The sequence below is a fragment of the Sphingomonas sp. GW821-FHT09E03 genome (assembly GCF_059416225.1).
In genome coordinates this window covers 310,197-327,996 of sequence record NZ_JBWKOS010000001.1, presented here as the reverse complement: position 1 = coordinate 327,996, position 17,800 = coordinate 310,197, and the positions used below count along the sequence as shown (strand labels likewise).

22 protein-coding genes are annotated in these 17,800 nt (G+C 65.5%); 11 read left to right on the top strand and 11 right to left on the bottom strand.

Annotated elements, in window-relative coordinates; translation table 11 throughout:
- The first annotated feature begins 174 nt into the window (after positions 1–174).
- Both AC07M8_RS01715 and AC07M8_RS01710 read left to right on the top strand, forming a co-directional pair.
- Positions 175–870, top strand: coding sequence for a PAS domain-containing protein (locus AC07M8_RS01715; protein ID WP_495172725.1), 696 nt, complete (start codon positions 175–177; stop codon positions 868–870).
- 388 nt (positions 871–1,258) lie between these two features.
- Positions 1,259–3,181: a ribonucleoside-diphosphate reductase subunit alpha gene (locus tag AC07M8_RS01710; protein WP_495172724.1), complete on the top strand. Its 1,923-nt coding sequence runs from the start codon at positions 1,259–1,261 to the stop codon at positions 3,179–3,181.
- Between the two features lie 263 nt (positions 3,182–3,444).
- Here the strand turns inward: AC07M8_RS01710 and AC07M8_RS01705 are convergent, their stop codons facing one another.
- Entirely contained in the window at positions 3,445–3,696 is a 252-nt protein-coding gene (locus AC07M8_RS01705) for a DUF2171 domain-containing protein (protein WP_495172723.1), read from the bottom strand.
- A gap of 101 nt (positions 3,697–3,797) precedes the next feature.
- Between AC07M8_RS01705 and AC07M8_RS01700 the strand changes: the two genes are divergently transcribed.
- From AC07M8_RS01700 to AC07M8_RS01675, 6 genes are all read left to right on the top strand, one after another.
- Positions 3,798–3,998 carry a hypothetical protein gene (locus AC07M8_RS01700; protein WP_495172722.1) on the top strand — a complete coding sequence of 67 codons (201 nt, stop codon included), beginning with the start codon at positions 3,798–3,800 and terminating at the stop codon, positions 3,996–3,998.
- A complete protein-coding gene (locus AC07M8_RS01695; RefSeq protein WP_495172721.1) occupies positions 3,995–4,234 on the top strand; it encodes a hypothetical protein in 240 nt (79 codons plus the stop codon). The genes AC07M8_RS01700 and AC07M8_RS01695 overlap by 4 nt, the downstream gene beginning before the upstream one ends.
- Before the next feature lie 17 nt (positions 4,235–4,251).
- Entirely contained in the window at positions 4,252–5,307 is a 1,056-nt protein-coding gene (locus AC07M8_RS01690; RefSeq protein WP_495172720.1) for a ribonucleotide-diphosphate reductase subunit beta, read from the top strand.
- A 544-nt stretch (positions 5,308–5,851) separates the two neighbouring features.
- The gene (locus AC07M8_RS01685) at positions 5,852–6,295 is read left to right on the top strand and encodes a hypothetical protein (protein WP_495172719.1); all 444 of its coding nucleotides are present in this window, start codon (positions 5,852–5,854) and stop codon (positions 6,293–6,295) included.
- Between the two features lie 295 nt (positions 6,296–6,590).
- Positions 6,591–6,812 (top strand): hypothetical protein, encoded by a 222-nt coding sequence (locus AC07M8_RS01680; RefSeq protein ID WP_495172718.1) that lies wholly within the window; start codon positions 6,591–6,593, stop codon positions 6,810–6,812.
- A 68-nt stretch (positions 6,813–6,880) separates the two neighbouring features.
- Positions 6,881–7,441: a hypothetical protein gene (locus AC07M8_RS01675; RefSeq protein WP_495172717.1), complete on the top strand. Its 561-nt coding sequence runs from the start codon at positions 6,881–6,883 to the stop codon at positions 7,439–7,441.
- A gap of 227 nt (positions 7,442–7,668) precedes the next feature.
- On the opposite strand, the gene AC07M8_RS01670 is transcribed toward AC07M8_RS01675, so the two are convergent.
- The 5 genes from AC07M8_RS01670 to AC07M8_RS01650 form a co-directional block, all read right to left on the bottom strand.
- Positions 7,669–8,019, bottom strand: coding sequence for an HNH endonuclease family protein (locus AC07M8_RS01670; RefSeq protein WP_267397383.1), 351 nt, complete (start codon positions 8,017–8,019; stop codon positions 7,669–7,671).
- 144 nt (positions 8,020–8,163) lie between these two features.
- Entirely contained in the window at positions 8,164–8,826 is a 663-nt protein-coding gene (locus tag AC07M8_RS01665; RefSeq protein WP_495172716.1) for an outer membrane protein, read from the bottom strand.
- 258 nt (positions 8,827–9,084) lie between these two features.
- Entirely contained in the window at positions 9,085–9,789 is a 705-nt protein-coding gene (locus AC07M8_RS01660; protein WP_495172715.1) for a hypothetical protein, read from the bottom strand.
- Between the two features lie 110 nt (positions 9,790–9,899).
- On the bottom strand, positions 9,900–10,253 hold the full coding sequence (locus tag AC07M8_RS01655) for a DNA primase (RefSeq protein WP_495172714.1): 354 nt from the start codon (positions 10,251–10,253) through the stop codon (positions 9,900–9,902).
- A gap of 73 nt (positions 10,254–10,326) precedes the next feature.
- A complete protein-coding gene (locus AC07M8_RS01650) occupies positions 10,327–11,562 on the bottom strand; it encodes a multidrug effflux MFS transporter (protein ID WP_495172713.1) in 1,236 nt (411 codons plus the stop codon).
- Positions 11,563–11,667: 105 nt separating this feature from the next.
- Between AC07M8_RS01650 and AC07M8_RS01645 the strand changes: the two genes are divergently transcribed.
- Positions 11,668–12,150, top strand: a complete 483-nt coding sequence (locus AC07M8_RS01645; protein WP_495172712.1) for a hypothetical protein — start codon at positions 11,668–11,670, stop codon at positions 12,148–12,150.
- Here AC07M8_RS01645 and AC07M8_RS01640 read toward each other — a convergent pair.
- Entirely contained in the window at positions 12,147–12,608 is a 462-nt protein-coding gene (locus AC07M8_RS01640; protein WP_495172711.1) for a peroxiredoxin, read from the bottom strand. The genes AC07M8_RS01645 and AC07M8_RS01640 overlap by 4 nt on opposite strands.
- Positions 12,608–15,295: a bifunctional [glutamine synthetase] adenylyltransferase/[glutamine synthetase]-adenylyl-L-tyrosine phosphorylase gene (locus AC07M8_RS01635; protein WP_495172710.1), complete on the bottom strand. Its 2,688-nt coding sequence runs from the start codon at positions 15,293–15,295 to the stop codon at positions 12,608–12,610. The genes AC07M8_RS01640 and AC07M8_RS01635 overlap by 1 nt, the downstream gene beginning before the upstream one ends.
- An 81-nt stretch (positions 15,296–15,376) precedes the next feature.
- Between AC07M8_RS01635 and AC07M8_RS01630 the strand changes: the two genes are divergently transcribed.
- Positions 15,377–15,547: a hypothetical protein gene (locus tag AC07M8_RS01630; RefSeq protein ID WP_495172709.1), complete on the top strand. Its 171-nt coding sequence runs from the start codon at positions 15,377–15,379 to the stop codon at positions 15,545–15,547.
- A 60-nt stretch (positions 15,548–15,607) separates the two neighbouring features.
- Here AC07M8_RS01630 and AC07M8_RS01625 read toward each other — a convergent pair whose 3' ends face one another.
- The 3 genes from AC07M8_RS01625 to AC07M8_RS01615 form a co-directional block, all read right to left on the bottom strand.
- Entirely contained in the window at positions 15,608–16,258 is a 651-nt protein-coding gene (locus tag AC07M8_RS01625) for a sigma-70 family RNA polymerase sigma factor (RefSeq protein WP_267397367.1), read from the bottom strand.
- A gap of 98 nt (positions 16,259–16,356) precedes the next feature.
- The gene (locus AC07M8_RS01620; protein ID WP_495172708.1) at positions 16,357–16,494 is read right to left on the bottom strand and encodes a hypothetical protein; all 138 of its coding nucleotides are present in this window, start codon (positions 16,492–16,494) and stop codon (positions 16,357–16,359) included.
- Between the two features lie 46 nt (positions 16,495–16,540).
- The gene (locus AC07M8_RS01615; RefSeq protein WP_495172707.1) at positions 16,541–17,347 is read right to left on the bottom strand and encodes a response regulator; all 807 of its coding nucleotides are present in this window, start codon (positions 17,345–17,347) and stop codon (positions 16,541–16,543) included.
- A gap of 275 nt (positions 17,348–17,622) precedes the next feature.
- On the opposite strand from AC07M8_RS01615, the gene AC07M8_RS01610 reads away from it, so the two are divergent.
- A complete protein-coding gene (locus AC07M8_RS01610; RefSeq protein ID WP_267397364.1) occupies positions 17,623–17,790 on the top strand; it encodes a NepR family anti-sigma factor in 168 nt (55 codons plus the stop codon).
- Positions 17,791–17,800 lie beyond the last annotated feature (10 nt).

The following is a 17,800-nucleotide window of genomic DNA, read 5'->3' as shown; positions in this document are numbered from 1 at the left end:
GCGATTGTCAAATGCCGTCTAAGTTCGTCTTAATCGGCGATGAATTGCAGATCGGTACTTGATCCAATTTGGATTCTGGTATTCCCTTGTTGCAGCCATGGGAGTGGCCTCGACAATCGCTCACCGACCTCGGCGTCGTCGGTGGGCACGACAGGTTGGCAAGTGAGGGCTGAAATGGACAAGACGTCGCGGGTCGAGATCGACAGTCGCGGGACGATCGTTCGAGTGGACCCATCCTTTTGCGCGATGATGCGCGATACGCCCGATCGCCTGATCGGCACCCCTATGCTGATCCTCACCGCGCCTGCCGATCACGTCAAATGCACCTCGTTGTTCGTGCGGCTGGTCGATCAGGGTGTCGCCTTCGCCACGGTCAAGCGACTGATCCGCCGTGACATGTCGCACATCTGGATCTTCAGCCGCGGCGAGGAGACGGCGGGGGAGAATGGCGAGCGCCGCTTCACGCTGTCGATCCGCGAAAGCGCGGCGCCGGTGCCGCGGCGCGATCCGGGCAAGCTGCTCCACGCCACTCGCTTCATGATCGCGGCCCGCCGCCAACGCCGAGCGATCTTTTCAAGCCCGCTGTTCACCGATCACGCCTGGGACATGATCAGCCTCGCCTATGTCGCCGAGGCCGAGGGCACGGTGCTGACCGTGGCCGATCTCGCTGCCGAAACCGGCCTCACCACCGCCAGCCTGTTGCGCTGGGTCCAGGCCTTGCGCGCCGAGGAGCTGCTCGAGGTCGAAGGCGACGATCGCGCCGCGCAGGATATGTCGATCCGGCTATCGGCCCTGGGTCATCGCAAGTTCGAGGAGCATATCGGCAAGCTGGTGAACTGGGAGCCGGACAAGGACGTGCTCGTCAGCTGATCGCCACCCCCAGCCGCTGGTGGCCGCGACGCCGGTCGTCGCGACCGCCACAAAATATTTTCGTTCCCGCCCCGTTCTCTTGCGGATCGCGTAAGCCGCAGAAGTCCGCGCGTCGCCCGGCGTGCTGCGCGGCCTGGGTCGGCGTCACCCCTGCCCGGCACCTGCCCAGTCGCATTAACTTCTTGCGGCCCGCGCGGCTTTGCCACAATTTGTAGCGGTAGAACTCGGGAGTGAGCCCTACTGCTGGTAAGAACAGGCTGCACCCCGGTGGCGCGGCAGCGAACGATGCGCGCATGGCGCTGAAAATGTTCGCATTTTGTTCTGCACCAATGGTAGCATCGGGCCCGCCGCCGATTCGAACGGACCGGGAACGAAGTGGAGCGTTTCGATGGATTTCAGGGATATGCAGGACAGCGCCATGAACACTGATACGATCGACGCCTCCGCGGCGCCCGCCTCCACCGCCGCCGCGCCCGAGCATGACAGCAAGGCAATCCGCCCGCAGCCCTATCCGGTCGAGGTTGATCACAGCCGCGACGCGCTGCTCACCGATTTCGGCAAGGATACGCTCAACGATCGCTATTTGCTGCCTGGCGAGAACTATCAGGACCTCTTCGTCCGCGTCGCCTCCGCCTACGCCGACAACGCCGCCCACGCGCAGCGGCTTTATGACTATATTTCAAAGCTTTGGTTCATGCCGGCGACCCCGGTGCTGTCGAACGGCGGCACCGGCCGCGGCCTGCCGATCTCCTGCTACCTCAATTCGGTGCCCGACAGCCTCAACGGCATCGTCGACACCTGGAACGAGAATGTCTGGCTCGCCTCGCGCGGCGGCGGCATCGGCACCTATTGGGGCAACGTCCGCGGCATCGGCGAGCCGGTCGGGCTCAACGGCAAGACCAGCGGCATCATCCCCTTTGTCCGGGTCATGGACAGCCTGACGCTCGCGATCAGCCAGGGTTCGCTGCGCCGCGGGTCGGCAGCCTGTTATCTCGACATCTCGCACCCCGAGATCGAGGAATTCCTCGAGATCCGCAAACCCAGCGGCGACTTCAACCGCAAGGCCTTGAACCTCCACCACGGCGTGCTGCTCACCGATGCCTTTATGGAGGCCGTCCGCGATGGCGCCGAGTGGAACCTGCTCAGCCCCAAGGACGGCGCGGTCCGCGCCACGCTCGACGCGCGCTCGCTGTTCCAGAAGCTCGTCGAGACCCGCCTGCAGACCGGCGAGCCCTACATCGTCTTCGCCGATCACGTGAACAAGGCGATGCCGGCGCACCATCGCGAGCTCGGCCTCAAGGTGTCGACCTCCAACCTCTGCTCCGAAATCACCCTGCCGACGGGGCGCGATCATCTCGGCAACGATCGCACCGCGGTCTGCTGCCTGTCATCGCTCAACCTCGAGACCTGGGATCAGTGGAAGGACGACAAGCTGTTCATCGAGGACGTGATGCGCTTCCTCGACAATGTCCTCCAGGATTATATCGATCGCCACGAGCCGGGCATGGAGCGCGCCGCTTACTCCGCTGGCCGCGAGCGCTCGGTGGGCCTCGGCGTGATGGGCTTCCACTCCTTCCTCCAGGCGCGCGGGCTGCCGTTCGAGGGCGCGATGGCCAAGTCGTGGAACCTCAGGATGTTCAAGCACATCAGCGCGCAGGCCAACCAGGCGTCGATGACGCTCGCCGCCGAGCGCGGGCCGTGCCCCGATGCCGCCGACGTCGGCGCGATGGAGCGGTTCAGCTGCAAGATGGCGATCGCGCCGACCGCGTCGATCTCGATCATCTGCGGCGGCACCTCGGCGTGCATCGAGCCGATCCCCGCCAACATCTACACTCACAAGACGCTGTCGGGCAGCTTCTCGGTCAAGAACCCGTATCTCGAGAAGCTGCTCAACGAGAAGAGCAAGAACTCGGATGCGGTGTGGAACTCGATCCTCGAGCAGGGCGGCTCGGTCCAGCACCTCGACGTCCTCTCGGCCGAGGAAAAGGATTGCTACAAGACCAGCTTCGAGATCGACCAGCGCTGGCTGCTCGAGCTCGCCGGCGATCGCACCCCGTTCATCGACCAGGCGCAGTCGCTCAACCTGTTCATCCCCGCCGATGTCGAGAAATGGGACCTGCTGATGCTCCACTTCCGCGCCTGGGAGCTCGGCATCAAGTCGCTCTATTACCTGCGGTCGAAGTCGGTCCAGCGCGCCGGTTTCGCCGGCTCAGAGGGCCAGGGTGGTGTCGAGGCCGATAACACCCTCGCCGCGCCGAGCTTCGCGATGGGCGAGAGCACCGATTACGACGAGTGCCTGGCCTGCCAGTAAGATGAGGCCCCGGCCCCTCTCCCTTCCGGGAGAGGGCGGGAGCCGCGCCGCGGCGGAAGGATGAGGGGAGGTTGGGAAGAATGGCCACGCGACGGCAACTGCCCGCCGGCTCCGTCATCCGCGCGCGCGCTGGTGGCAACGCCGCCATCACCGTGACCGTCCCCAACGCAAAAGGGCTGCCGATGACCGGCAGCCCCCTCACTCTACCCCGGCCGGCGGCCGCGGGTCGCTCCCTCCCCCACCAGGGGAGAGGGAGGAGCGGATCACTCCGCTTCTTCGAACATGTCCACGGCGTTCTGCGCGGTGGCCGAGAGGCGCACGGTGTCGCCCTCGACTTCAGCGACCAGGCCGGCCGGGAGGTAGTGGTGCTTGCCGCCCTGGCCGTCTTCGGTCGACGGGCTGTCGTTCTTGGTGAGCTTGATGCGCTCGCCGTCGAGATGATCGACGGTGCCGACATGGACGCCGTCGGCGCCGATAACCTTCATATGCTCCTTGATGGCGCTGTGATCGTGCATGCTATGTCTCCTGTGATGGGGTCGGGGGTGAAACGAGCCCGCGCCCGAATGGATGCATCGCCCGGTCGCGGCGCGTCAACATCGTGGGCGAAGGCGGCGTGATGACGCTCCAGGTCGCGATCATGGCCGCGGTCGCCGCGGTCTTCACCCTCGCCGGGGCGTGGCTGCTGCTCGAGCTGCGCCGCCCCCAGGCGCCGGCGCGCGTCTATGTCTACCGCATGGTCGGGATCATGGCGCTCGCTGCCGGCGTGGTGCTCGGCTTTTCCGCCGCCGCCCTGCAGCAATGGAGCATCGAATCATGACCAACGGCGGCATCCTTCTCGTCGTCGGCGTCTTCCTCTGTGTCAGCGAGGTCGGCATGGGCGCCTATATCGCCGCCAACGCCGAGCGGTTCGTCGGCACCTCGGACAAGTCGCCGCAGTCGCTGCGCAAGGTCGCCCGCGTCATGATGGCCGGCGGCCCGGTCATCCTCCTCGTCTTCGCCGCGCTCGCCTTCGGGCTGGTGCCGGCCGCCACCATCACCCCCATCACCCTGTAAGTCCCCGGAGTAACCCCATGTCCCTCCTCGAAGCCCGCAAGCAGTATAAGCCGTTCGAATATCCCTGGGCGTTCGAATTCTGGAAGCGCCAGCAGCAGCTCCACTGGCTGCCGGAGGAAGTGCCGCTCGGCGAGGATTGCCGCGACTGGGCGCAGAAGCTGTCGGATCACGAGCGCAACCTGCTCACCCAGATCTTCCGCTTCTTCACCCAGGCCGATGTCGAGGTGCAGGATTGCTACCACGAGAAATACGGCCGCGTGTTCAAGCCGACCGAGGTCAAGATGATGCTGACCGCGTTCAGCAACATGGAGACGGTGCACATCGCCGCCTACAGCCACCTGCTCGACACCATCGGCATGCCCGAGAGCGAATATGGCGCCTTCCTCGAATATGCCGAGATGAAGGAAAAGCATGATTACATGCAGAACTTCGGCGTCGACAATGATCAAGACATTGCCCGCACGCTGGCGATGTTCGGCGGCTTCACCGAGGGCGTCCAGCTCTTCGCCAGCTTCGCGATGCTGATGAACTTCCCGCGCTTCAACAAGATGAAGGGCATGGGCCAGATCGTCACCTGGTCGATCCGCGACGAGAGCCTGCATTGCGAGGGCATCATCAAGATGTTCCACACCTTCTGCCACGAGCGCCAGTGCCTCACCAAGGCGGTGAAGGACGACATCGCCGACGTCTGCCAGACGACGATCCGCCTCGAGGACAATTTCATCGACCTCGCGTTCGAGATGGGCCCGGTCAACGGCATGACCCCCAAGGAGATCAAGAAGTACATCCGCTACATCGCCGACTGGCGGATGGGGCAATTGGGCCTCAAGCCGATCTACATGATCGACGAGCACCCCCTGCCCTGGCTGGCGCCGATGCTCAACGGCGTCGAGCACGCCAATTTCTTCGAACAGCGCGCCACCGAATATTCCAAGGCCGCGACTAAGGGCCAGTGGAACGACGTCTGGTCGTCGTTCGACCAGCGCCAGAAGGCCAAGGTGATCAAGCCGGCGAACGAGGAACTGCGCGAGAGCGGGGATATGTTCTCGGCGGCTGGGGTGGCGGCGGAGTAACGCTCCAGTAGTATCGTAAAAGGATTTAAACTCTGCGCGACCTTGCTCAGCTAGCCGCCTCTCCAAATGGAGCCCTGCTTAACCAGCTTGTTGGACTAGCAGGGCTTCTACTGGCCATCATCGGCTTTGGAATTACGCTGTGGCAAATTCGCAGTATCAGGACAGTTGCCGACGCTCAACGGGACGCCATAACTGGACTTAGCTTCCGCTTATCACAACTTGATGTCATAGCGGAATGCACGAAGGCGGAAGGCGCTTTGGGTGAACTTAAAAAGCATGTACTAACAGGCGGCTCGGACATTCCAATTGCAGTATTTCATGACTTAGCGACTGCGTTCGTCAACATCTCAGAAGGCTCAACAGGAATTTCCCATGACCTAAGAATAAGGATAAGGTCTGCTATTTCCAATATTAACAAGCTCGCCGCCCCGACGTCACGCCAACGAATGGAAGATAGACCAGCAGGTAAACAACTGGCAACCGTACGGGAATACCATGGCTTAATCGTTGCGATACGCGCGCAGGTTCATGAGGGTCATTCATTATGAGCACCACATTTGAAAAACTTCGTGGGCTTGTCGAAACGCTATATATTAATACCGAAAGCGGGAAGATTGATTGGAGCTTATCCAACGATAAAAATTACGTATGGACAAGTATTGGTGGATTTAGAGTTGAATTGACCGAAGAGTCCGCTAACTTCGAAACGGATATACGCATTACCGTTTATAATGAGGCAGGCGATCAGGTAGACACATTTTCTGATAGCTACTTTCGCGGCCAAAGTCCATCAAAAATTAGCCTAAACAACTACTTTTCGGTAATGGCAACTCTTCTTGAGATGGCAAAGCGTCAAGCAAGTGGCGCTGACGCGGCCATCGATGTCATATTGAAGTCACTTGGAGGAACACCAATTTTCAATAGTCCGAAACCTGCGGGGTTCACGGCTGGATCTGAAATGGATTTGGACGATGATGTTCCATTCTAAGACGAAGCCACTTGTTCCATCATGTCGCCTCGAACTCACGGCGGCGTGTCTCTGCAGCTGGCGAATTAAGGCCGGCACGCTACCTCAAACAGCAGCATAGCGCCCGGTTCGAGGAGCTTTACTTGCCCTTCCAGCGCTTCGCGCCCCTCCTGCTACGAGCGGGAAGAGAAGCCGCAGACGGCGACGAGTAAGAACAGGGCAGCGGAGCCGGCGACAAAGCCCGGGTCTGACACCGCTTCCCTCTTAACCCTCTCCCGCAACACCCCTGCAACCGCCGCCATGCCATGCCCGCCCCATGCTCCCCTCCCCCCGCATCTTCCGCAGCCGCTGGACGGCGCTGATCTGGGCCGGCGGGATCGTCTGGGCCGCGGTGGACATCGCCGGCTCCTCATCCACCAAGCCCGCCGGCAACCACACCGCAGCGGTGCAGAACGGGCAGACCGGCCTCACCGATCCGCTCGGCGACCCGGTCGACGCTGCCGATCTCAAGACCATCGCCAATCTGGTCGATCAATAAAGCGCTGTCCTACACGAACCGATATGGTTACGTGGTGCGGCTCCATCTCACGTCAGAGGAGCCTTGCCATGCCACACGCCAAGCCTGCAGACCCCCTCGCCGACTATCGTCCCGTCAGCCTCGCGCCGCGCCGCGACGGCTGGACCGCCGAGCGCCAGCGCCTTTTCCTCCAGACGCTCGCCGAAACCGGCTGCATCTCCACCGCCTGCGACGAGGTCGACATGACCCCGCGCTCGGCCTATCGGCTGCGCGCCCATCCCAATGGCGCGCTGTTCGCGCGCGCCTGGGATGCGGCCTTGCTGATCGCCACCGGACGGCTGATGACACTCGCGTTCGAGCGCGCGATCAACGGCATCCCCAAATCGATCTGGCGCGACGGCAAGCTGGTCTCCGAGACCCGCCAGCCCTCCGAGCGGCTGATGATGTTCCTGCTCACCCACCTCATGCCCGATCGCTTCGGCGGCCAGCCGATGATGAACCGCCGCGGCGATCATCGCGTCGCCAGCGCCACCGCACAGCTGCCGGGCGCGCTGGAGAAACTCGCCGACGTCGCGCCGGCGCTCTGCCCCAGCGAGGATCTGTGCGCGTCCGATTACGAAGCGCAGCCGCCGGCGAACGAAGTCGCCTGAGCTCGCCGGGTAGGTGAGACTTTCGTGTGACCTTCGGCAGATTTCCGCGGTTTTCGGCGTCACGCAACAGGGGAGTGATCCTCACCCAACCGTTCGCCCTGAGCCTGTCGAAGGGCCTGAGACTCACCGCGCTTCGACAAGCTCAGCACGAACGGATCGGTACGGCTGACCGACTGGAGCTCTGGTCCACACACTGGCCACAACATGGGGTCGAGCTTTGCCCCGCCCTAGCGCTCCCGCCCCGCACGGCTGGTCGGCGCATGAAAATCGGCCGGCTTGTCGGCGATCCAGGCGAGGAACCGCGCCATCGCCGGCTGCGCGCGGAGCACCGCCGGGTCGGCGAGCGTCCGCGCCAGGTCGACGTTGGCGAACAGCGCGTGGATGGTGCGGTGGCAGATCGGATGGACCGGCGCGGTGATCCGGCCGCCCTGCGACTTGGGGACGAGATGATGCCACTCAACCCGCGCGCCGAGCGGCCGCTCGCACAAGGCGCACACCGCATCGTTTGCCGCCGCGCGCCGTGCGGCGAGCGCCTCGGCCTCGGCCAATCCCGCCTTGCGTTTCACCCGTCCTGCCATCGCCACCGATGTAGGAAAGCTGTCGCGGTTTGCGACCGCCCTGCGCACCCGCCAACCGACCGCCTCGGCATTCCGGTCACGAAAAAGGGGCGGGAAACGGCCCGCAGCCGCCTCCCGCCCCTCAACGTTCTCAGCCGGTTGGGCTTAGAAGTGGGTCACCAGGCCCGCCATCGGGCGGAAGCTGTGTGCGCTGCCGAAGGTCGAAACCTCGGTGCGGATACGGAAGCCCGAACGACCGGTGATGCCGCCGAGACCGATGTCCTTGGGGCCGAACTCGGCGCCGATGCCATAGGTCACGTCGTTATAGTCAGGGCTGTCCTTGCCGAAGCGGTCGAAGTTGACCCACTGGTAGCCGACCTTGCCGTAGAACAGGCCGCTGTCGCCAGCGCGGAAGCCGAAGCGGCCCGCGGCGCCATATTCCCAGTCGATGTCGCCCGACACGCTCTTGGCCACATTGCCTTCGGCGCCGACGAACACCGGCCCGAGCGGGACGTTGAAGCCGACGATGCCCTGCACCAGCGCGCCATCGAGCTTATAGCCGCGACGGATCGTGCCGTTGGCGTTCACCGCCTGCGGGATGCCGGCGGGGTTGCGCTCGTTGTCGAACTGCTCCCAGCCGCCCATCACGGCGACATAGGGATCGATGCCGAATGCACGGCTGCCGTCCGGCGCCTTGGGAGCATCGTCCATGCGCTGCGAGCTGTCGCTCTGCGCGGTGGTGGCGTCGGTCGAGGACATGTCCTGCGCATAAGCGGGGACGGCAAAGGCCACGGCTGCAACGGCAGCCGCGAGGGTGAGCTTACGCATGATGTATTGAACCTTGTATTGCCTAAACGCGGGCGGCGTCGGCGTTACTCGCTGCCAGCCCAGGTCCGCTCTAACTGCGGGTGCGGGCCTTTGTTGCATTGCGAAGACAATGACAAGGGAACAATCACGCGGGTGTGGCCAAAGAGCAACGGTTGCTGTCCGCCCCATGAACGAACCGTGGCGACACCATGGCGATCGTGCGGCAGATGCTGCCATGCTGATGGCGTCAGGCCTTGTTGTCAGCCTTTCTCAACGGGTTCAATGTTGATCCGCAGCGGTGTTCGACGCTGCGACGGCATCCGCCGTCTCCGTCTGCGAGCCCGCAGGCTTGCCGACCGCAGCCAGATCGGCCGATTGGATCGCCCAACCATGATCAGCTGGATCGGGGGTGTCGATGCCGTTTGCGACGCGGTGCAGCACGATCGGACCGGCGAGCGCGAGCCGCCGGCCGGTCTTCAGCCGCGCGGCCACGCGTACCGGCACGGTGATGTAGCGTTGCCCTGCCCCGGCATCCGCATCGAACGGTATACCGACGCTGAGCTGGTAGCGCGCATAACCGGCGAAGCTCGCGGCGAAGGCGGCGAGGCTCATCCCGGAGGCGCGGCCGTGGCCCTGCCACATCGCCCAGGCGGCGCGATAATCGCCGGCGGCGATCGCCGCGCCATAACGCCGCACCAGCGCTGCGGCATCGGCCGGGCCGGGCTCAATGGGCTGAGTGGTCGCCGGCGCGGATTCGGCCGCACTTGGCGTGCCGGATGGCGCGACAGCGGGGGCTGGTGCCGCTGCCGCGCGATCGCGCCGCGCCGCCGCCGCGCCGCGCTGATCGGCATCGCTGGCGGCGGCATAGCGCGCGACCGTCGCCTCGGCCTGGTTGGCAGCCCCGGCCAGATCGGGCGCGTTATCGGGGCCGCCGCCGCCCGAGCAGGCGGCCAGGCCGAGCAGGGAAAGCAGGACGCCACGCATCCCGCTGCTTCTCGAAGAATGGACCATGCCGTGCACCCCGGCACCACGCCGATCGCCCGCCGTCGGCAGGCGTGCCGGCACCGGCGTTCGCCTGCGGCGGACCCAGGGGATCAGGGCTTCAACGCGACATCGTCGGCGTCGTCGAGGTCCTCATCGTCATCGTCGTCCTCAGCGTCGTCATCGTCGAAGCCGTCCTGGGCATCGTCTTCGTCGATATCGTCCTCGTCCATGGTCACCGTCGGGTCGCTTTCGCCCACCTCTTCGGAATCCATGTCGAGATCGTCGATATTCTCGTCCTCGCCGTCGTCGTCGCCGAGGTCGGGATCGAGATCAGTCAATACCAGCCCATCGGTCGGGCCGTTGCGCGTCGCCTCGAGGATCTCGGCGCGCTGGCTCTCGTCATAGCCTTCCTCGTCATACCCGTCGTCGCCGGGGCCGTGGCCCGTCACCTGATGTCCGCCCATGATCGCCTCCTGATTGGCCGCTGTGTTGATCAAGTGCGAACGGCGGGCGCGGGCGCAGGTTCCGCCGCGGCGGTTACTGGGGTCGGTAGAGCCGCCCCCGCTCGGTCACCGCGACCAGCCCGAGCGCGCACAGCCCGGCGATCAGGAAGCCCGCGGCAAGCGGCGCGGTGCTGCCGTCATAGGCCTGGCCGATCACCACGCCGATGATCGCGCCGAAGGTCACGCTGGTAAAGCCCTGGACGCTCGAGGCGGTGCCGGCGATCGCGCCCATATTCTCCATCGCCATCGACGAGAAGTTGGAGGTGGCCAGGCCAAAGCAACCCATCGTCACCGCCTGCAGCGCCACGAAGGTCCACAGCGACTCATACCCGCCCAGCGCCACCGCGAGGTGGAGCCCGCTCATCACGATCAGCACGGTCAGCGCGCTGTGGCTGATCAGCCGGGTGCCGAGCCGCATCACCAGCCGGGCGTTGGCTAGGTTCGCCGCCGCCATCAGCGAGGCGGTCACCGCGAACATCACCGCCAGCAGCCGCGGCCGGCCAAAGGTGTCGAACATGATCTGCTGGATCGAGTTGAGATAGCCGTACAGCGCCCCCATCAACATGGTCGAGGCGAGCATGTAGCCCACCGACCAGCGATCGGTCAGCGTCGTCCGCCACCCGTTGACGATCCGGGCCGGCGACAGCGGCAGCACCCGCTCGGCGGTCAGCGTCTCGGGCATCCGCAGGAAAAACCAGGTCCACACCGCCAGCGTGATCCCGGCGATCGTCCAGAAGATCCCCCGCCAATTGGCGAACAGCAGCACCGTCTGCCCGAAAGCGGGGGCGAGCACGGGGACGATCATGAACACCATGAACGCGATCGACATCACCCGCGCCATCGCCCGGCCGTGGTAGCAATCCCGCACCAGCGCCACCGTCGCCACCCGCGTCGCCGCGACAAATGCGCCGCCGATCACCCGCGCGGTGAGCAGCAGCACGAAGCTACCCGACAGCGCCGCGGCGACATTGGCGATGGCGTAGCCACCGAGCGACCACAGCAGCACCGTGCGCCGGCCGTAGCGATCCGCCAGCGGGCCGTGGACGAGTTGCGCGACACCGAATCCGAGCACGAAGGCGGTGACGATGAACTGCCGTTTGTTCTCCAGATCGATTCCCAGCGCATGGCCCATCGCCGGCAGTGCCGGCAGCATCGAATCGATGCCGAGCGCGCCGAGCGACATCAGCGAGGCGACCAGCGCGACGAACTCGGCAAAGCCAATCGGCGCGCCGGGTGGCTCGGGGGAGGTAGTGGCAGGCACAACGGTCATGCCGACCGCCCTAGCCGGTCGAGCCGAGCTTCGGCACCCCGCTTGATCATCGGCATGGCCATGCTACACTGTATTGCCTCCACAACACACAAGCGGGATCCTGCCATGCGCCACTTGCTCCTCGTTGCCGCCGCCGCGCTGCCGCTCGCCGCCTGCCATCAGCCGGAGCAGGGCACATCGGTGACGATCAACACCGATGACGGCAACACCCTCGCCGCGGTCGATGGCACCTCCGGCGACGTCAAGTTCGACATCCCGGGCTTCGCCGGGCAGATCAAGCTGCCCAAGATCCAGCTCGATGCCAGCGACTTCGACCTTAACGGCGTCCGCCTCTATCCCGGCTCGACGATCGATGGCGTCAACGTTGCCAGCGGCAAGGATGACGGCGTCACCATCGCCTTCACCAGCCCGGCCACTGCAGACCAGGTCCGCGGCTGGTTTCAGGAGCGGCTCGGCAAGGTCGGCTTCACCGTGGCGCAGGACGGCGACGACCTGGTCGGCACCACCGACGAGCACAAGCCGTTTCGCCTTACCCTCGCCAACCAGGGCAGCGGCCACGCCAAGGGCAAGATAGTGCTAGGCAGCTAAGCCGGCAAATCTTGGGCGACGTCGAGGACCGCCTGGGCATGCCCGGCCACCCTCACCTTGCGCCAGGCCCGCACCAGCGTGCCGTCGGTGCCGAACAGGAAGGTCGCTCGCTCCAGCCCCATATAGGTGCGGCCGTACAGCTGCTTCTCGCCCCACACGCCAAACGCCTCGGCTGCCGCGCCGCTCTCGTCGCTCGCGAGCGTCACGCCGAGGTCATGCTTGGCGACGAACTTGGCGTGGCTCGCGGGCGAATCCTTGGACAACCCCAGCACCGTCGCTCCAGCTGCTGCGAAATCGGCAGCGAGCGCGGTGAAATCCTGCGCTTCACGGGTGCAGCCGCTCGTGTCGTCCTTGGGGTAGAAATAGATCACCGCCGGGGTCGGCAGATCGCGCAGGCGCAGCGGACTGCCGTCCTGCGCGGTCACCACCACATCCGGCATTGCGGCACCCTGATCCATCAATTCGCTCCAACCATCTGCTGCCAGGCGCGGCTAACCTCGTCTCGGGTCCGCGACAAGGCAGCCATCACCGCCGGCCAGTCCTCCAGCTTCAACGCGCGGGCGATCAACGCCTGGGTGGCGGGCGGCGGCACGGCGGTGTCGGGCGCGACCAGCCGCACCACCACCAGCAGCCGCGTCAGCAGGTCATGAGCCCCACCGAGCGTCACCGACATCAGCCCCGCCGCCGCGAGTTGCTCGATCGCGCGGCCAAGGTTCGGGTCGAGGCCGGTCCGGTGAACGAGTTGCGCGACGTGAACGGCGAATTCGAGATCCACCAATCCGCCCGGCAACAGCTTGGCATCGAGCGGCCCGGTGGGTGGCTTGTGCGCGGCCATCTCGGCGCGCATCGCGATCGCATCGGCGGCGATGTCGCGTGGCGGGCGATCGCCCGAGAGAACCGCGTTGATGACCGCGGTCACCGCCTCTCGCGCCGCGACCGTTCCGAACACCACCCGCGCGCGGGTCAGCGCCATATGCTCCCAGGTCCAGGCGCCCTCGCGCTGATAGCGGGCGAAGGAGTCCGTCGAGACGACGAGCGGCCCCTGGCTGCCCGACGGACGCAGCCGCGTGTCTACCGCGTAGAGCGGCCCCGCCGCCGTCGCCACCGACAATGCAGCGGTGATCCGCTGGGCGAGCCGGGTATAGTAAAGCGTCGCGCCGAGTGGCTTGGCGCCATCGGACTCGGCGATGAAATCGCCGGTGAACAGATAGACGAGATCGAGGTCGGACGCGTGGGTGAGCACCCCGCCGCCCATCCGGCCATAAGCGAGGATCACCAACTCGCTATCCGGCACCCGGCCGTGCTGGCGCGCGAACTCGTCGGCCGTGGCCGCCGCGAGCACGTCGATCGCCGCCTCGGCGACCCGCGCGTGGCCTGCCGCTACCGCCAGCGGATCGGCGGCGCCCGCGACGATCTGCGTGCCGAGTGCGAACCGCTTGTCGCCCACCACGCGGCGAACATGATCGAGCCGCGCCTGATAATCGACCGCTTCGCCGCCGCGCATCTCGTCGGCAAGGGCCGCGATCTCCCCCATCGGCTCCAGCGCGCTCGCGTCGATCAGGCTATCCAGCAGCGCGGGCTGTCGGCCCAGCGCATCGGCGAGCGGCGCGGCGTGGCTCAAGATCTGCGCGAGCCAGCTTGCCAGTCCCGGCCGCGCCTCGAGCAACCGGAAGATGTTGATCGCGCTGGACAGCCGGCTGAGCACCGCATCGAGCCGGAGCAGCGCTGCGCCGGGATCGGGCGCCGCGGCGAGCGCGGGCATCAAGACCGGCAGCACGGCCTCCAGCGCCTCGCGGGCTGGCGCACTGCGCAATGCCGGATAGGTGCCGCCACGCCAGGTCGCGATCCGCTGCGCGGCCGCCGCACCATCGGTGAACCCCGCCTGTTGCAGCCGTTCGGCAAGAAGGTCGGTGGCGAGCGGCATCGTCCCGTTCTCGTCACGCTCCTCCCCCTCATCCAAACCATCGTAGAGCCGCGCTACCGCTGCGACGGGCGGCGCGAGCAGCGCGATCAACGCGGTACCGTCGGCAACCCCGTGCAGGCGGGCGACCTGATCGAGCGCGTCGCCCGACGGAAGGCTGTGGGTCTGGCGATCGTCGATCATCTGCACGCGATGCTCGATCGTCCGTAGCAGCGCATAAGCGTGACTCAGGGTCGCGGCGTCGCCGGGATCGATCCATCCGGCACTCGCCAGCGCCGCCAGCGCGTCCCGCGTCGCCGGCGCGCGCAGGGCAGGTTCGCGACCACCGTGGATCAACTGATGGATTTGCGCGAAGAACTCGATTTCGCGGATACCCCCGCGACCGCGCTTGAGATCAAACCCGGCGCCGAGCCTCTGCCCCTTGGCATAGTGATCGCGAATCCGGCGGGTAAGGTCGCGGATCTCGGCCATGGTGCCGAAGTCGAGCGCGCGACGCCATACGAACGGCTGGATGGCACCGAGGAAGTAGCTGCCGAGCTTGAGATCCCCGGCAGCAGCCCGCGCGCGGATGAACGCCGCACGTTCCCAGGTCAGCGCCTGCGATTCGTAATAACTGATCGCGGCCTCCACCGGGAGCACGATCGGCGTCACCTCGGGCGATGGCCGCAGGCGCAGGTCCACCCGCAGCACATAGCCGTCGGCATCACGCGCCTGAAGCAGCTCGACTACCCGGCGGCCGATCCGCACCGCGGCCTCTTCGGGCTCCTCTCGCGATCGTCGCGGCAAGGTCGCCGGATCGAACACCAGGATCGGATCGATGTCGGACGAATAATTGAGTTCTCGGCTGCCCTGCTTGCCGAGCGCGATCGCCGCCAGGCCCTTCGGTTCGGCATCGGGTGACCGCTCGAGGATGGCGGTGCGGATCGCCTCGCCGAGCGCACGATCGGCGAAGTCGCTGAGCGCCGCGGTGACCGCGGTAAGATCGAGCAGGCCGGCAAGATCGCCGATCGCCACGGTCAAGGCCAGCGCTCGCCGTTGCAGGCGCAGCCGCCGCGCCGCCGGCATCGCAGCCTCCGCGCTGTTTGCGGCAAGATCGAGCGAGCCGGCGCTCAGTTGCGCAGCGATGGCGGGCTCACGATCAAGCAGCATCGACAGGAAAGGTGCATAGGCCCGCGCCCGCTCGAGCGCCTGGCCGATCCGCGCCGCTTCACCGGTGATGATCATGCCGCCTCCTGCTCAGGCAGCCTAGCTGACCGCGAACCGTCATGCGACGAAACGTTTCGTCCTATCGATCGTTCTGACCGCATGACCAACAACGCGTACATCGAGGGACAGCCCCGCCGCGGCGACTTCGTCGTCCGCCAGCCCCGCCGCACCGATGTGATGGGCCACACCCTGCGCGGGGTATTCGGTGACCTGCCGACGCCGGCAGACATGCTCGCGCTGCTGAAGCGTCTGGAACGGGTCACCCACTGACCGAACGGTAAAGGTGATCGGCGGAGCTGGCGTAACACCGGCTCGACCAATCGTCCGTGTTCAGTGACCGCGGCTCAATTCGTCGACTTCGCCCATGATCGTGTCGAGCGCGGTCTTGCTCGCATCCACCTCATGATCGCGGCGTGACGGCAACGATCCATCGCTGAGAATCGTCTCCAGCGCAACCCGGCCGCGGGCAACCCGGCTCTTGATCGTGCCGACCGCCACCTGGCAGATGTCGGCCGCTTCTTCATAGGCGAAGCCACCGGCGCCGACCAGGATCAGGGCCTCGCGCTGCGGCTGCGGCAGATGCATCAGCGCCCGCTGCATGTCGCCGAGTTCGACGTGGCGATCCTGGCTCGCCGGCGCCGCGAGGATACGATCGGCGACCAGATCGTCCCACTCGCCCTTGAACCGCGCGCGGCGCATCTGCGAGAGATACAGATTGCGCAGGATGATGAAGGTCCAGGCCCGCATGTTGGTACCGGCCTGGAAGCGCTGGCGCGCCGCCCATGCCTTGAGCAACGTCTCCTGCACGAGATCGTCAGCGAGATCGCGGCTGCCCGACAGCGAGCGGCCGAAAGCGCGGAGGTGGGGAATGACTTGCGCCAGCTGCTTTTTGAACTCGGGATCGGACAGCGCGACATGCTCTACGGGCGCAGCGGGCGTCTCGTCTTCGTCGTCGTAATCAAGCGGAGCGGGCTGAGTCATGCAAATCCGTTCGAGACCGGGGACATTAGCGTACCGCCTGCAAGCAGACATAGGACGACCCAGGTATAATTTCCAGTGAAGCGGGCAGAAACCCTGCGTTACCTGAGGATCAGGAACGCGAAGATGACGATGACCAGCACGAGCGACACGCCGAGGATGTAGCGGGTCATCCCCGGCGTTGCGCCGGCACGGGCTTCGGTGGTGCTCAGGTGCACCGTGTCATCGGGGTCAGCCATGGCCCCTTAAACGACCGAAACCCGTTTTGGGTCCGTAACCGTTCGCTTACATCGTTGCGGGGATGGTGCTTTCATCGAAGAACAAGGCCTGGCTGATCGCCGCCTTCACCGTCGAGCGCTGGAACGGCTTGGTGATGAGGAAGGTCGGCTCGGGCCGTTCGCCGGTGAGCAGCCGCTCGGGGAAGGCGGTGATGAAGATCACCGGTACCTCGAACTCGGCAAGGATGTCCTTGACCGCGTCGATGCCCGAGCTGTCATCGGCCAGCTGGATGTCGGCGAGCACCAGGCCGGGCCGGTCTTCCATCGCGAGCGCGACCGCTTCGTCGCGGGTCACGGCGACGCCGGTCACTTCATGGCCGAGGTCGCGGACGATCGTCTCGATATCCATCGCGATGATCGGCTCGTCCTCGATGATCAGCACGCGGGCGCGGGTCTGCTTCTCGATCTCGGCCAGCGCCTCGGACACCAGGGTCTCGACCTCGCTGGTGTCGACCTGGATCAGATAGGCGGCATCCTCGGGCGTAAACCCTTCCATCGCGGTCAGCAGCAGCGCCTGGCGCGACAGCGGCGTCATCCGCGCGAGCCGGGCACGGGCCACCGCCTCGCTGCTGTCGGCATCGCTCGCCGACGTCTGCTCTTCGCCGTCCGAGTTTGCCGACGACCAGATGCCCTGGAACATGCGGTAGAGGCCCAGCCGCGGATCGACATCGCGCGGGAACTGGTCGGGCGCGGCAACGATCGCCTCCAGCGTCGCCCGAACATATTTGTCGCCCTGAATCTGGCTGCCGGTAAGGGCACGGCCATAGCGCCGCAGGAAGGGAAGATGCGGTGCGAGTTGCTGTCCAAGCGACATGGGTCGTGTAAACTCCTGATGACCGGCTTATCGCCGGGCGGGCGCCCCATCTGCGCAGGGGCCCGCTTCATTGCAATGCGGTTTGTCGAATAACCCACCCGCCCCCACGGACATGCGGAATTTTCGCGCGGAGGTGGAACCATCGACAGCCAATTTGGTTTCACCGGCACTTCTATGCCAATGCACCGCCCATTATCGGCGGCGCGAAGCGTGCATGGTCGGTTATGTGTTGTTGCGTTTGATTGCCTGGATCGCCGGGCCACCAGGGGGACGAGTTGGATTTGGCCAGCGATAAGGACAAGATGACGCCTGCTAAGAAGTCGCCTGCCAAGGTCCAGAGCAAGGACCGCGACATGGGCTCTGCGTTGCGGTCGGCCTATCAGAAGACCGTCGACGAGACGGTGCCTGATGAAATGCTCGACCTCTTGAGCAAGCTCTCCTAGCAGGAGGCAT